The following is a 14,777-nucleotide window of genomic DNA, read 5'->3' on the forward strand; positions in this document are numbered from 1 at the left end:
GGTTTTTTGACGATAATGGAACTTCTTTCGTTTTTAAACAAACACACATCAATGTAAGCAAGTAGCCAAGATTGCTTGCATGCAAACAACATTTTAAAATTGAATGACCAATCTAAAGCTGCTCATTTAAAAATAGAACTGTGGCTACTTTGCTGAATTGGACACGTAATCCTGCAGATAACCATACCTTTCAGTAAGCTTTCCGTTTTGCGTCATCCTCGCCCGTTGTAGGATACCATCCTTATCCCCATTGAAAAAGGCAGGGATAACATTCTTTACAAAGGCTTCCCCAAAGCCTTCACTGGCATCGCGGGGTAATTCGCACGGCAGATTGTCCACGGCCATAACGGCGATGGCATTTTGGTTTTTATAATCGGTTTCACTTTCTGTTTTTGGATCATACCCATAAATGGGATCTTCAATAGTTGATGGCCTGATCGTGGAAGCCACAGGACCGTCAATATCGCAGCTTACATCTGCCACTACCCTGATTTTAAAATCTGGATGTTTGGCATCCTCCCTCGTATAGAGATAGGGTGCCCCTTGCCCGTAAAAATGCCCGGCAATGTAGAAATCGGTCACCTTTGCAAATCTGAAAAAATTCGATTTGTATTCTTCCGGATGAGCAAAGAAATCTGCTTTATTTCCCCTTATACCATCTTTTCTTCTGTTGTATTCCCCGGCATCGATCTGACAATAGACCGGTTCGTTAAATTCTTCTTCCAAATATTCAGCAACGGTCACTCTTCTCAATCCCATGCCATCCAACATTTCCCGGGAACCGTTGCCAACCCTTCCCCTGCCCGTAAGCAATATTTTTATATTAGGAAGTCTGATATTTTTCAATTCACGTATCAAGGCTTTTTGGTCAGGCAAGGCATTGGCCTTTGGCAAGTCGAACAATCCATATTTTAATCCATAGGTACGGAAACCATTATAGGCACCAACGATACCCGCATATCTACCAAAGGCCACCAAACGTTGCTCGCTGGTATTGGTTATGACCTCATGATCATAGAGCTCAATGTTCCTTTCCAAAATGGCCCGTAACAGATTTCTATTATAAGGCTGCTTTTTTATGGTATGCGAAAAGAAAAAGTATTTCTTATTTGGAATAAGCGCATCGATGGGAACTTCCTTGACCCCTAAAAGGACATCGCAGTCTTGCATGGAGTCCTCCACAGGTAAACCCAATTGCCTATAGGCGTCGTCGTCGAACGCTCTAATGGGAGAAGGTTCCACAATTATTCGTGCTTTTGGAAAACTCGCTACGACTTTTTGGCAGGTTCCTGGAGGCAAAACTACCCTACGATCTGGGGGATTCTTGCGTTCTCTAATGATTCCGAACTTCATACAGCTTTTGGTATAAATATTGCATAAATGTAAAGGGATTTGTAGCAGTGCGCAAACTTTTGTTAGCTTTGCAACCCGCGTTAGGGATAGAGGCGATATACTTTTTCTATCATTTCGAACGCCCGCCAGAATGAAAATTTCTTTCGGACTGGGAGTGGGGAGACAGAAAAAGATAAAGCCGATAGCCCGACCTTTTGAAAAAAAGGAAACGCCAAGTTCTTTGAAAAAATGGGGCCGACTGGTTTTGACAGCGAGACCAATGGCAATGTAAGCATGCCGAGCGCTGGGGTACAGCTCGTTAATATCATACTTCACACTTTTAATTGGCGAAAATAATTACGCTCTTGCCGCATAATCCGAATTATAGTAGGATATGCCTCGTCCCTACAAGGTAGGGAAGCGAGATGTTCCTGAATAGCCCTTGTTGACGGCGATTCATTTAGGAGCACCAGAAAAGTCAACACAAGGGTATCCGCTCGCTTTGGTGGTGCCTCTAAAACCTTAAGAAGATAAGTGTGTATTAGGCCGTATCTGGTCAGGTGCACATCGAAAACCAAACAGATACTAAGCATGTAGAAAGCACTGACGTTGCTTGTTTGGACGAGGGTTCGAATCCCTCCGGCTCCACTCCAAAAGCCACCATTTTAGGTGGCTTTTTTCGTTACGCCGTCGGGCTTCGAAGGCCAGCGCGGCAAGCTCGCTCCTTCGCTAAAAAGGTCTACAAGACCTTTTTTTAACGCTCGGCCGTCTCCGGCTCCACGACACTTAAGAAACCACGCCAAGGCGTGGTTTCTTATTTGCAATATCAATAAGGAGGGATAACCGAAGGTAATCATCCGTCTCCACTAAAATCGAAATTTCAGAATTAAATGCGAAAGTGGGCAAAGAAAAAAAGGTAAACTTCTAACGATTATATTGTGTCATCTCCTTTTTAAAAATCCTTAATCCAATTAAATTTTTCATTTATGATTTCCTCTTTTTTCTCGGTTAAATAGTCCAAGAAGGCGACCGCTGCAGGGGAAAGGTTTTTAGATTTTAACCAAATTAGGTTCCAAGTGGTAATAATTGGCAGTCCTTTAATGGGTATGATTCTCAGTTCGTTGTTCCTAAGCGAGTTTTTAATGCCTATCAAAGGCATGATGGAACATCCTAGCCCTGCAATAACGGCCTGCTTGACCGCTTCATTGGAGGTTAGCTCCAGTTTTTTAGTGACGGAATATCGGTTTTCAGTAATAAAGCCTTCCATGGCGTTTCTTGTAGCGGAACCCGGTTCCCTGTAAATGAGAGGCAATTTTTCAAAAAGATATTGCTTGGTATGACTTTTAGGCAATTCCCTTTGATAATCGCTCACATAAAACAGCTTGTTTGGCATCAACGCCACCGACGAAACTTTAAGCTTATCCGGCAATACGGAAACCAGCGCAAAATCCACCTCGTTTCTTTCCAAACTTCGCACTACTTTTGTTTTATTGGTCACGTCCATGATCAAATCCACACCTGGGTTAACCTTCATAAAATCCGACATAAAAAAAGGCATCACATATTTTCCCGTAGAAACAACCGATATCTTTAATCGACCGGAAAGTCTTCCTTGAAAAGCCATAGTCCTGTAATTGATCTCTTGAACCTGATTCAAGATTTTCTCTGCCGCCTGGGCTATTTCCTTCCCAAAATCCGTCACAAAAAGTCTTCTTCCCACAACTTCCGTCAAGGGGATTGGAAACTGGTCTTGAAAATTTTTCAGCTGTATCGATACGGCAGGCTGTGTTAAATGCAACTCTTCAGAAGCTTTCGTAATACTTTGTAATTCAGATATCTTAAGAAAAATCTGAAGTTGGTGCAATGTATAATTCATAAAATAAATTAATGTTTATCATTATAAATATAAATAATATTTAATAATAATTATACTTCATCTTTGCACTGAAAAATGTTAAAATTCAAAAATTCATGGAAACTAAAGAATTACCAAAAGTCAAAAAACAACTAAAGACCATCCAACTTGTGGATGGAACCTTTACACCTAGCGAGGCGTCCGATGTCATTTCAGCCTTGTTAGATGAAAAAATCAATTTTCATAAAATCCAAAGATTACAAGTTTGGGAAGGAAACCATAAATGTAATACACACGGATTGGATGGTAGAATTCAGCAATTAATAAAAGAAAAACAGTTGGCAAAGGAAATCATCAACGAAGCACGTGCCAAAGGCACTAACATTTCTATCAACGGTACTCTCAGTTTAAAGTTTGTCGACTAAGTTTAAAGTTCATTCGAATTCTAAAGTCCGCTACTTTCAAATTTTTCATTAACTCTAAAATCAAATCATGCAAATAAATAAAAAAACCGTCCTCCCTTTGCTCGGTGTTCTCGCCATGATTTTACTTATTGGACTTTCCTATTTCAACCAATTTATTTTTATGGAACAATTACTTCTTTGTGCATTCATTTTTGGGTTATCGGCCCTTGTTCACATATTGGGTGGCATGAAGAATATTGGGCAAGAAGAGGAAAGAGCCAAAGAAAGAATAAAATAATACTTAGATGACACCACAGCAAACCACGTTCACAAAAATATCAAACGAGCATACTGGTAAAACTTGGCTTACGGATATATTCCCGGTCTTATTTTGGGCCATTTTCTTTGCCAACCTACTTTTTACCTTGGTTCACTTTCCCAATATTCCAGAATGGCAGTGGGAAGAACTGTTTAGAACCAATGGTTTTACCTTTCTTCTTATAATTACCGTTTCCTTTTTCAGCGCCATTATTGCCACCTATGCCAAATTTTATTTTAAAGAACAGGGACAGAGGTCCAATTTTATGTTATTGTGCCTAGCGTTCACGCTCTCTGTACAGTTCTTCATTGTTTCCAAGCATATCCTGCTGTTACTGTTGGGCTGGTCGCTTATGGGCCTGGTCATGTCCAGACTTATTGGATTCCATTCGCAATGGAGCGAGGCCAAGGAAGCAAAAAGAGTGGCAAGAAATTACTTTTTAATAGGTAGTTTTCTTTTGGGGGTAGGCCTATTGCTACCTGCCGCCTATAACAATAGTATGACCTTGGATGCTTGGACGGATGCCATTGGACAAACTCCAAAATACATCCTATTGCTTTCAGCTTTTTGTATTATTGTTGCCGCTTTGATCCAGTCTGCCATATTCCCTTTTCACAAATGGTTACTATCTTCCATGACGGCCCCTACTCCTGCATCTGCCCTCATGCATGCAGGTTTTGTGAACGGGTCTGGAATAATCCTAACCTTGTTGGCGCCCATTATTGTTGCATCCAACACCTTGGATATACTGCTCATCATTGGCGGGCTTACGGCCATCGTAGCACAGTTTACAAAACTTATCCAAGTCAACGTGAAACAACGTTTGGCGTGTTCCACTATTGCGCAGATGGGTTTTATGATCATGCAATGCGGCCTTGGTTTTTTCAATGCAGCCATCGCGCATCTTATCCTACATGGGTTTTATAAAGCATCCCTTTTTCTCTCCAGCGGGGAAGAGGTTGAAAAACTTCATCCAAAATCCCCACCATCCATACGTATAAAATGGTACCAAGGGCTGATTGTTTTAGTATTCAGCTTACTGGGGGCTTACCTTTTCGCCCTACTCACCGGAAAAGGATTGACTTGGGACAGCGGCATATTCTTAACGCTGATAGCGGCCATCACAGTGGGACAAATGACCTACAATCTCGTAAAGCTTAATCCACTCAAAGGATGGCAGAAAATGGTGTTGCCCCCGTTACTTTTTATTTCAGGAATCGCGGTATATGCCCTCGTATATAAATTGGTGACCACCTTTATGACCGGGATGGAAATCATTGCTATACCAACCCAGATCACACCTTTTCAAATTGTATTTGGTATTGTGTTCTTAGTGGGGTTCTTTATCATGAAACTTGGAAGCTACAGAAAAATCCCTTGGCTTTATGTAAAACTTCTGGGCCTGTCCCAACCCTCCAAAAAATCCTTTTTAAATTATAAAAACTAACACCATGAATCAATTGGACATCGATATACTAGTAGATAGGGCCACGGAATACGTAGGAAACACATGGCCCCTCTATTCGTTTGTGACCTCCAATCCCCTAAGTGGTTTCGAAAGCCGACATTTTTTACAGGCAACCCAAGAAGCCGGGGACCTCTTAAGGGCGCAAATGTTCCCTAAGGCTTCGGTTTACAAAAAAGCCTTGGATAGCGGAGCTATAGCCATTTCCGAAATAAAGGATATTTTAAGGGAGAAAGGGTATTCCTATTCTCCTGAGCATTCTTTGGAGCTAATGACAAAAAAGACCCCTAAGGGAACGGAGTCTAAGGAAAATGCGTTGGACCGCTACATGGTAAAGTGGCTTTCCTCCTTTATGGACGAAGGTCTGGCGGAATGGGAAATGCCTTATAAGTCCGAAGGATTTTATCAAGCTTGGAGAAAATTGGCACCGTACGATGATAGTTTAGGTATTGTTCGGTTGACCATGATTCCCAAAACCAGTGATGATGCCCTAGAAATGTTGTTGGATGGATTGCCCAAAGAAGTGATCCTGAAAGCCTTTTCCCAACATCTAGCGGCCTTGCCGGGATGGACCGGTTACATAAAACACAGAGCGAACAATCTCAAGGCTTGGCAACAGGAGGCCCCTATAGACCTTAAGGACTATTTGGCCGTACGACTTTGGGCAAATAAAAAGTTGGGATTCGGACTTGTAAATAAGGATATATCGGACAATACGAAAGACCAAACCACTGAACTCCACTATATATGGCTAATGGCCTGGGAAAGAAGTTGGCAGAAAGAATTGTTAAAGACCCTAAAAAAGTCGGATATCGGCGTTTCAAAAAGCGAAGATTCGAAGCCCGATGCACAGATGGTATTCTGTATAGATACACGATCAGAACTCATCCGTAGACATGTGGAATTTCAGGGTAACTACGAAACCTTTGGGTATGCGGGTTTCTTTGGTATAGCCATGGATTACGAAAACCCAAAGAACGGCCTGTCACAAAAAGCCTGTCCGCCCATTTTGGAATCCTGTTATCTGGTTTCGGAAAATGCCAAAGAAGACAAGGAAGCTTCCAAAAATCATCTGGACAACAAAAACGAGATACGTTCCTTTTGGAACTATTTTCTAAAGCGGATGAAGAATATGTTGCCCTCCACCTTTGGTTTTGTGGAAGGTTCTGGATTTCTTTACGGACTTAACCTTACGGCACGCACGCTTTTTTCTAATTCCATATACCAATGGAAAAACAAAACTGGAAATACGTATGAAACGGTGTGTACCCCGGACATTAAAAATACCAACAAAAAGGATTCCCATACCATTTCCATTGACTTGACGGAAAAAGTAGCCATTGTGAAATCCGCCTTTGATTTAATGGGTTGGAAAAACTTTGCGCCCTTGGTAGTTTTCGCGGGCCATGGAAGCCATTCTGCCAATAATCCCTTTGGTTCCAGTTTGGACTGTGGTGCCTGCGCGGCAACGCCGGGAAGGCACAATGCACGGATGTTGGCAAAACTCGCCAATGAAAAAGAGGTTAGGGAAGTACTTTTGAATCATCATGGGCTGAAAGTTCCTGAATCTACCTATTTTATGGGTGCGGAACACAATACTACCACCGATGAGATCGTACTTTTTGATGCCGATGCACCTCAATCGCACCAAGAAGCCTTGGAAAGTCTCAAGATAAACCTGAAAAAAGCCCAGATTTCTGCGACGCAGGAAAGATTGGGACGAACCAAAAACAGTGTCTCCCAAGCACAATTGAATGCAAGCAATTGGGGGGAAACAAGGCCGGAATGGGGACTTGCCAAAAACGCCAGTTTCGTGATTGGACCAAGAAAATTGACGCAAAACCACAATCTGGACGGGCGGTGCTTTCTCCACTCCTACGATTGGCAAACCGATCCTGAAGGAAAGGCCCTAGAAGCTATAATGCAAGGACCCATGGTCGTCACCCAATGGATTAATAACCACTATTACTTTTCCACCGTGGATAACGAAGTCTTTGGCGCTGGTACCAAGACCACTCATAATGTTACGGGAAAATTCGGTGTGGTGCAGGGCAATGGTGGCGATCTTAAACGTGGGTTGCCCTGGGAATCCCTTTATGATGAAAAGGATACCCCGTATCACCCTCCATTAAGGCTGACCGTAGTGATCAATGCCCCACTGAAAAGAGTGAACAAAATATTGGATAATAACGAATCGTTAAAATCCTTGATTGCCAATGAATGGCTCCACCTCATCATTATGGATCCTGGAAAAAATGATGAGATACTCTGGAAACCAGATCAATTGATATGGGTCAAGAAAAAGAAAAATGGGGCAAATACATCCTTACAGGATAAAAAGTATGAAGAATTAAGTGTTTAACCAATGGACCAGAATCTTTTGTTTTTGTATTAGCATAAAAAACTAAAAACTGACTACCATACATTGAAAGCCACCTTATGGGTGGCTTTCTGCTACACTGCATTTTAGGAACGCTTAAAGTAACTAGGAAAAAATGGTAGCATTAGATATTAATGCTATCTTCGATATAAACAAAAATATCAGAATGCCCTCGGAAAAATCCATTCTACGTACTATAATCGAACTTCTGGAAGTCTTTTTCAACAGCTCCCGAAGCCTAAATAGAACAAGGACCTGGCACCAACATGTGGTTCCTTACGAAGATGGTTGGGCCGTTCGCCGCGAAGGAAATAAGCGTATTACCAGCAAGCACCGAAAACAGAGTACGGCCTTGGAAAAAGCCAAAAGATTGGCACGAAAATATAATGCGGATGTCATTATCCACAGGGAAAACGGGGAGATCCGGGATAGGATACAATATAGAGATTCCAACCCATAAACAGGCTTTATGCCCTTACAAATCCGTTACCTGATTACGCTTAGTGCTTTTTCCGTAGAATCTTTAACTCATATAACCCAATATGGGCATTTGGCGGATTTTTAAGTTTTTGTTAGTACACAAATTCCAGTAAAAAAGGTACTTTATGAAATATGGTAAAGATACCGCGACCAACTTGCCACATATTTCAAAAAAAAACACCTTTTAAAAAAATAAGCATAAAAGGGAATCCCTTTGCATATGTACTAATTTCCATACTTATTTTCATTGGCTGTTCGCCCAAATTCACCAATGTGTCACTCCCTATTGAAAATGTTCAGGAATTTTCAACTTCAGGCTCCATGGTATTGGAAGACAAGTGGTGGACCGCTTTTGAAGACGAACAGCTAAATATATTGATAGATAGCGCGCTCCGTTCCAACATGGACTTGGCGGCCATTTGGCAACAGTTTATGGCAGCCAAAGCAGTGGTGCGTAGACAGGCGTCTAATAAATGGCCACAGATAGATGCATCGGCACAGACAGCACGTAATTTCCCGGAACCGGATTTCGTGGGTGGTGAGAATACCCAGCTAGGATTGTCTACTTCCTATGAGGTGGATTTATGGGGAAGAATACGTACAGCGGTACAAGCGGAAAAACTTCGGTCAGACGCAAGTCTTTACGACTACAGAATAGCGGCAATTACGCTCTCCTCCCAAATAGCTTCCACGTGGTATCAGTTGCTCGTCGCTAAAAAGCAATTGGAAATTACGGATGAACAGATAGCTGTCAACGAGGACATCATCAAACTGATTCGTTCCAGATTCGTAGGTGGTCAGATACGTGCCGTGGATATTTTAAGGCAAGCGCAATTATTGGAAAGCACCAAGGAACAGCGCATTATTTTTAGGACCAACGTGGAACTGTTGGAAAACCAGCTTGCCGTGCTTCTTGGAAAACAACCTCAGGAACCTTTGGAACTTGAGACCCGACCCCTACCCCAACTAACCGAACTTCCAGAAACGGGACTGCCTCTGGAACTGGTTAGAAGACGGCCCGATTTACAAAGATCCTATGCCCTATTGCTAGCGGCCGACCGCGATATGGCATCCGCAGTAAAAAGTAAATATCCTAGGCTTTCATTGAGCGCCAGAGGACAATTGCGTTCCAATAATTTTGACAATCTCTTTAAAAATTGGGCCTACTCCATCGCCGGAAACCTATTGGCGCCCCTCTTTTATGGTGGCCGACTAAGTGCCGAAGTTGATCGAACCGAAGCAATCAAACGTCAAAGACTCTATGAATACGGCCAAGCCACCTTAACGGCCTTTCAGGAGGTAGAAAATGGTGTTACTAGGGACATTATGCAGAAAGAACGCCTGAAAAATATTGAAAGACAATTGGTCTTGGCTGAAAAAAGCAACAAACAATTGCGAATAGAGTTTCTGAACGGATTCAGCCCCTACTTGGACGTGCTCATTGGACTGGATGCGGAGCAACAGTTGCGAAGGGATTTCTTGGACGCGCAATTGCAGCAGATCCAGATACGGATCGATTTATACCGTGCTTTGGCAGGTGGATTTGAGACCGAAAGGGAAATTGAAATGGAAAAAACGAGATAACGATGACCAATAAAAAAATACTATGGATATGTTTGGGGATTTTGCTGGCCGGTGTCGCCATCACCACACTAATTTTCTCCACGGAGCCGGAGGCCCAGACAGAAGGTGCGACGGTAGAAACGGCCATGTTGGTTGAAGTTACGGAAGTGCAAATGGGTACTTTTGAACCGGTAATCGTGGCGACAGGCACTGTACAGCCTGTTGAGGATGTGCAATTGAGCGCATTGGTTCCCGGCCAGATAATTAGAAGAGATCCCGCCTTTACACCCGGTGGCTTTGTAAAAAAGAACCAGGTTTTGCTTCAAATAGACCCTTCCGATTATGAAAATACCCTTGAACTCAGAAGAAGCGAACTGTTGCAATCCCAGACTACGTTGGATACGGAAATGGGGCGGCAGCAAATTGCTTTGCAAGATCTGCAGCTAATTGTTGACGACTCCCTTTTTGGAAACGATCCGCTATCCGAGGAAGAGCGCCAGTTAGTACTTAGAAAACCTCAGCTAAATGCAGTGAAGGCAACCATTGAGGCTTCCAAAGCATCAGTGAAACAGGCCCAATTAAATCTTGAAAGAACCACTATAAGGGCACCTTTTGATGCACACATACTTACGCAAAATGTATCCACGGGTTCACAAGTAGCACAAGGAGATAATTTGGGAAGAATCGTAGGTACGGAATATTATTGGGTGAATACCACAGTTCCCGTTTCAAAGCTAAAATGGTTGAAATTCCCAAAAACTAGCACGGACAAAGGGTCGCTTGTGCGGATAGAAAACTCGACCACTTGGCCCAGCGGGACCTATAGGGAGGGCCATCTGGACCGACAAATTGGGGCACTGGACGGACAGACCCGCCTTGCCCGCGTGTTGGTACGTGTGGAAGACCCACTTGGCCAAAAACAGTATACTGTGGAAACGCCTATGCTCATTATCGGTTCATTTGTGGAGGTCTTTATCAAAGCAAGTCCCATCAAAAATGTTGTCCGTTTGGATAAAGGATTTGTCCGTAGCAGTGAGACCGTCTGGGTAATGAAGGACAATAAATTGGAAATAAGGGAAGTGGATATCGCTTTGACGGACGACAAGTATGCCTATATATCAAACGGGTTACAGTCTGGTGATAAGGTAATTACTACTGATTTAAGTACGGTAAGTAACGGAATCGGCCTACGTACAAAAGGGCAGGATAAAGCGAATACCTCAGAATAAAATCTCATGGAAGAAAAAGAAAAAGCTACAGAAAAGAACCCAAGAAAAGAAGGTGCCATTGCCTATATGGCCCGAAATTCCATCGCCACTAACCTATTGATGCTGTTATTATTAGGAGGAGGAATCTTTACCATGTATACCATACAAAAAGAGGTTTTTCCTGAATTTCAATTGGATTTTGTGGAAGTCTCCGTGGCCTACCCAGGGGCCTCACCTGCGGAAGTTGAACAGGGAATCCTACAACCCGTGGAGGAAGCCATTCGCGGGGTTAATGGTATTAAAGAAATTGTGTCCGAGGCCCAGGAGGGTTCAGGACAGGTAACGATAGAACTTGTGGCAGGTACAGAAAGGATGAAGGCCTTTCAAGATATCGATCAGGCAATCAATCGAATCCGGACCTTCCCAGACGATATAGAGGAGCCCGAAGTAGCCCTCCAAAACAGACAGCGCGATGTTATTCAAATAGGATTGTTCGGCAAGGCCGATATCTGGACCTTACGGAAATTGGCAGAACGACTGAGGACTATTTTACTGAATAACCCTGAAATAACCCAGGTAGAATTGGGTAATGTACCGGAGTACGAGACACGCATAGAAGTACCCCGAAGCAACCTGCAAAAATATAGTCTAACCCTTGGCCAAATTGCGGATATCATCCGCCAAAGTAGTAATGATGTTCCCGCTGGAGCGGTACAGACCCAAAGTGGGGAGATTTTATTGCGCATGCAGGAACGTAAGCAATGGGCGGAAGAATTTGGGAACATCACCATCATTTCCTCTGCGGACGGTGCAAACCTTCTTCTTAGGGATATCGCCACCATCACTGACGGATTTGAAGAGGTTGGCTTTCATGGTCAATTCAATCAAGAGAATTATGTAGAACTGCGCATTTTTCGCATAGGAGATCAATCTCCCCTAAAAATTGCGGAGGAGGTCCAAAGTATTTTGGCCGACTTTCAATTACCCCTGGGCATAAAATATAGAACAGATAGTAACAGGGCTGCGGACTATGAAGAAAGGCTCTCCCTTTTAACAGAAAATGGTGTTTTGGCCATTCTAATAGTATTGGTCATTCTAACCCTATTCTTGGAATATAGATTGGCATTTTGGGTCATGATGGGAATGACGGTCTCCTTCATAGGGGGTATGATATTTCTCCCATTGATCGGTATTAGTGTAAATATGATATCCATGTTCGGGTTTTTAGTGGTTTTAGGTATTGTAGTGGATGATGCCATTGTAGTGGGCGAAAACGTATACGAGTATCGGCAAAAAGGCCTCAGCCCCATTAAGGCAGCAATTGCAGGCACCAAGGATGTTTCACTTCCTGTGACCTTTAGCATCGTAACCACCATAATTGCCTTTGTTCCCCTTCTTTTCATGCCAGGGGAAACGGGTAAATTTTGGCAACCGTTGCCAGCCGTGGTAATCGTCATTCTTGCAGTTTCCTTGATAGAGGCACTTTTCATTCTTCCCTCCCACTTGGCCCACTTGAAAAAAGAACAGAATAAAAATAAATGGGTAAGAAAACTGGAAGGATGGCAAAGGTCCTTTGCTATGGGATTCGATAATTTTATAGAAAACAAGTACAGGCCAATTTTGGACAAATGTCTGCAATACCGATACATTACATTGTGTGCCGCTGTTACTTTATTATTGATAGTAGGTGGATATGGATACAGTGGCCATATGGGAATGATAATGATGCCGGAGGTCGCTGCAGACGAAATCGAGTGTGGAGTAAGGCTCCCGGTAGGTACAACACCGGACCAAGCCGCAAAAGTGGCAAAGGAGATTTCCGATGCTACCCAGCGGATGTTCGAAGAGCATAACCTTTACGAAGTAGCCGAGGGTATAAAGACCAATGTGCGGGGTCAAAATTTTATCGATGTGGAAATTGTTATGTTGCCCCCGGACCAACGCGATATCACCGCAGGTGAAATGATTGCCCTTTGGCGCGATAACATTGGTGATATTCAAGGGGTTGACCAAATTACGTTTGAGGCAGAGCGTGGACCAGGCGGTGCCCGTCAGGCAATCAGCGTGGATTTAAGCCATTCGGATATTGACGTACTCGAACGTGCAAGTGCGGCCTTTGTGGAGCGCATGAAGGAATTTTCCAATACACGTGATGTTACGGACAACTACAACAAAGGAAAGCTACAGTATGATTTTAAGCTACTTCCTCAAGGACGAAATCTAGGCTTAACTTCCGATGATATTGGAAGACAGGTTCGGGATGGATTTTTTGGGGCTCTGGCCATGCGACAGTTACGAGGTATGAACGAAATTGAGGTCAGGGTAAAACTTCCTTTGGAAGAGCGAAAAGATATCAAAAATCTGGAGGATTTCCTTATCCGTACTACGGATGGTATTGAAGTGCCCTTAATGGAAGTGGTGGAAGTGGAGCAACGAGAGGCCTTTACCAGCATAAATCGAAGGGATGGCAGAAGGGTCGTTAACGTAGGAATGGATGTGGAACCTGCTAATTCGGTCAGTCGGGTATTGGCTTCCATGCAAGAGGAGGTCCTTCCGCAACTGCGAAGTGATTTCCCAGGTACCACATGGACCTTTGAAGGTAGTCAAGCAGATATGCGTGAAAGTACCAACACCTTGAAGGCCGGATTTTCCATTGCCATGTTATTGATATATGCCCTCTTGGCCATTGCCTTTAGCAGTTACACTCAACCGTTGATAGTTATGACGGCCATTCCTTTTGGAATCGTTGGTGCGGTTATCGGTCATATATTATTGGGCTATGACCTTTCCTTGGTAAGTCTTATGGGTGTCATTGCGCTTTCTGGGGTGGTGGTAAACGATTCCCTCATAATGATCGATTTTGCCAATAAACGGCGATTGGCCGGAGACTCCATTTATGAGTCCATACATGAAGCCGGACTTCGTAGGTTTAGACCTATCATCCTAACAACGATGACCACATTTGGGGGATTGGCGCCCATTATTCTGGAAACATCCAGTCAGGCGTTTTACCTAATACCCATGGCGATTTCTTTAGGATTCGGAATCGTTTTTGCTACTGCGATCATCTTGGTCATTGTACCCTGCCTTTATCTTATATTGGAGGACATAAAGCTATTGCGAAAGAAGGGCAACACCGTAAAACGAGTGGATGTTCTAAAGGCTTAGCGACTATTTAACTTATTGAACTTTAGCGTTACAAAAATTGGCTTTTGCACAACAAAATTTCGACAAGTACCAATATATTGTATTCAAACAAAAAACGATATCATGGACAATGAAGAATTACTAGGTAAGGAATTGAGCAACCTCTATGCTATTTCAAAACAGGTAAACACCTTTTTCAATGGTAGCAATATCAGTTTTTTGAACGAACGCCGCAAAACGATGTTGGAGGATTATTTAAAGCTTAGTTGTAAATATGAAAATGAAATTGCGGAAACACTTCGAAATATAAAGGTAAACCCCGGAAATACAACAGACTCCATAGTAGATGAAATAACAGAGAACCTTCAGGAAGTTATTTCGCAGAAAGGTTACAAAAAAGATTCAAAACAACTAAGCTATATGATGTCACTGAATCGTTTGATCAGCTATCACGTGGCCAATATAGAAAACATCGGTTTTCTGCTGAACGAAGTGGAACTTAAAAACGTTTCGTAAGGCAAATGTTATTCTTAGACGGATTCAGGAGAATACAGGGTACCTCCGTTTCCTGAGGTTTTTGGTATAGACCTATACAAGTATCGGTCTAATATGGACCAAGGTATC

General features: G+C 42.9%; 11 protein-coding genes and 1 other RNA gene. 10 read left to right on the forward strand and 2 right to left on the reverse strand.

Going from position 1 to position 14,777, the window contains the following annotated elements; all coding sequences use genetic code 11:
- Positions 1 to 144: 144 nt before the first annotated feature.
- A complete protein-coding gene (locus tag DZC72_RS00960) occupies positions 145 to 1,353 on the reverse strand; it encodes an NAD(P)-dependent oxidoreductase (protein ID WP_125221067.1) in 1,209 nt (402 codons plus the stop codon).
- Between the two features lie 230 nt (positions 1,354 to 1,583).
- On the opposite strand from DZC72_RS00960, the gene ssrA reads away from it, so the two are divergent.
- Positions 1,584 to 1,983: a transfer-messenger RNA gene (ssrA, locus tag DZC72_RS00965) on the forward strand.
- Positions 1,984 to 2,284: 301 nt separating this feature from the next.
- On the opposite strand, the gene DZC72_RS00970 is transcribed toward ssrA, so the two are convergent.
- Complete coding sequence (locus DZC72_RS00970) at positions 2,285 to 3,208, reverse strand: LysR family transcriptional regulator (RefSeq protein ID WP_125221068.1); 924 nt, start codon at positions 3,206 to 3,208, stop codon at positions 2,285 to 2,287.
- A 95-nt stretch (positions 3,209 to 3,303) separates the two neighbouring features.
- On the opposite strand from DZC72_RS00970, the gene DZC72_RS00975 reads away from it, so the two are divergent.
- The 9 genes from DZC72_RS00975 (at position 3,304) to DZC72_RS01015 (ending at position 14,669) form a co-directional block, all read left to right on the forward strand.
- A complete protein-coding gene (locus DZC72_RS00975; RefSeq protein ID WP_125221069.1) occupies positions 3,304 to 3,612 on the forward strand; it encodes a hypothetical protein in 309 nt (102 codons plus the stop codon).
- A 67-nt stretch (positions 3,613 to 3,679) separates the two neighbouring features.
- The gene (locus DZC72_RS00980; RefSeq protein ID WP_125221070.1) at positions 3,680 to 3,889 is read left to right on the forward strand and encodes a hypothetical protein; all 210 of its coding nucleotides are present in this window, start codon (positions 3,680 to 3,682) and stop codon (positions 3,887 to 3,889) included.
- Between the two features lie 7 nt (positions 3,890 to 3,896).
- Positions 3,897 to 5,357, forward strand: coding sequence for a proton-conducting transporter transmembrane domain-containing protein (locus DZC72_RS00985; RefSeq protein WP_125221071.1), 1,461 nt, complete (start codon positions 3,897 to 3,899; stop codon positions 5,355 to 5,357).
- Positions 5,358 to 5,361: 4 nt separating this feature from the next.
- On the forward strand, positions 5,362 to 7,737 hold the full coding sequence (locus DZC72_RS00990; protein ID WP_125221072.1) for a DUF2309 domain-containing protein: 2,376 nt from the start codon (positions 5,362 to 5,364) through the stop codon (positions 7,735 to 7,737).
- 184 nt (positions 7,738 to 7,921) lie between these two features.
- Complete coding sequence (locus DZC72_RS00995) at positions 7,922 to 8,215, forward strand: DUF2188 domain-containing protein (RefSeq protein WP_125222552.1); 294 nt, start codon at positions 7,922 to 7,924, stop codon at positions 8,213 to 8,215.
- A gap of 293 nt (positions 8,216 to 8,508) precedes the next feature.
- A complete protein-coding gene (locus DZC72_RS01000; protein WP_243641614.1) occupies positions 8,509 to 9,819 on the forward strand; it encodes an efflux transporter outer membrane subunit in 1,311 nt (436 codons plus the stop codon).
- A gap of 2 nt (positions 9,820 to 9,821) precedes the next feature.
- Positions 9,822 to 11,027 (forward strand): efflux RND transporter periplasmic adaptor subunit, encoded by a 1,206-nt coding sequence (locus tag DZC72_RS01005; protein WP_125221074.1) that lies wholly within the window; start codon positions 9,822 to 9,824, stop codon positions 11,025 to 11,027.
- Positions 11,028 to 11,033: 6 nt separating this feature from the next.
- The gene (locus DZC72_RS01010) at positions 11,034 to 14,174 is read left to right on the forward strand and encodes an efflux RND transporter permease subunit (protein WP_125221075.1); all 3,141 of its coding nucleotides are present in this window, start codon (positions 11,034 to 11,036) and stop codon (positions 14,172 to 14,174) included.
- 102 nt (positions 14,175 to 14,276) lie between these two features.
- Positions 14,277 to 14,669: a hypothetical protein gene (locus DZC72_RS01015; protein ID WP_125221076.1), complete on the forward strand. Its 393-nt coding sequence runs from the start codon at positions 14,277 to 14,279 to the stop codon at positions 14,667 to 14,669.
- The last annotated feature ends 108 nt before the right edge of the window (positions 14,670 to 14,777 follow it).

This window comes from Maribacter algicola (assembly GCF_003933245.1).
In the GTDB taxonomy this organism is placed as follows: domain Bacteria; phylum Bacteroidota; class Bacteroidia; order Flavobacteriales; family Flavobacteriaceae; genus Maribacter; species Maribacter algicola.

Coding starts and splice junctions, on each gene's coding strand:
- DZC72_RS00960 (WP_125221067.1), bottom strand. CDS start 1,353: ATGAAGTTCGGAATCATTAGAGAACGCAAGAATCCCCCAGATCGTAGG.
- DZC72_RS00970 (WP_125221068.1), bottom strand. CDS start 3,208: ATGAATTATACATTGCACCAACTTCAGATTTTTCTTAAGATATCTGAA.
- DZC72_RS00975 (WP_125221069.1), top strand. CDS start 3,304: ATGGAAACTAAAGAATTACCAAAAGTCAAAAAACAACTAAAGACCATC.
- DZC72_RS00980 (WP_125221070.1), top strand. CDS start 3,680: ATGCAAATAAATAAAAAAACCGTCCTCCCTTTGCTCGGTGTTCTCGCC.
- DZC72_RS00985 (WP_125221071.1), top strand. CDS start 3,897: ATGACACCACAGCAAACCACGTTCACAAAAATATCAAACGAGCATACT.
- DZC72_RS00990 (WP_125221072.1), top strand. CDS start 5,362: ATGAATCAATTGGACATCGATATACTAGTAGATAGGGCCACGGAATAC.
- DZC72_RS00995 (WP_125222552.1), top strand. CDS start 7,922: ATGCCCTCGGAAAAATCCATTCTACGTACTATAATCGAACTTCTGGAA.
- DZC72_RS01005 (WP_125221074.1), top strand. CDS start 9,822: ATGACCAATAAAAAAATACTATGGATATGTTTGGGGATTTTGCTGGCC.
- DZC72_RS01010 (WP_125221075.1), top strand. CDS start 11,034: ATGGAAGAAAAAGAAAAAGCTACAGAAAAGAACCCAAGAAAAGAAGGT.
- DZC72_RS01015 (WP_125221076.1), top strand. CDS start 14,277: ATGGACAATGAAGAATTACTAGGTAAGGAATTGAGCAACCTCTATGCT.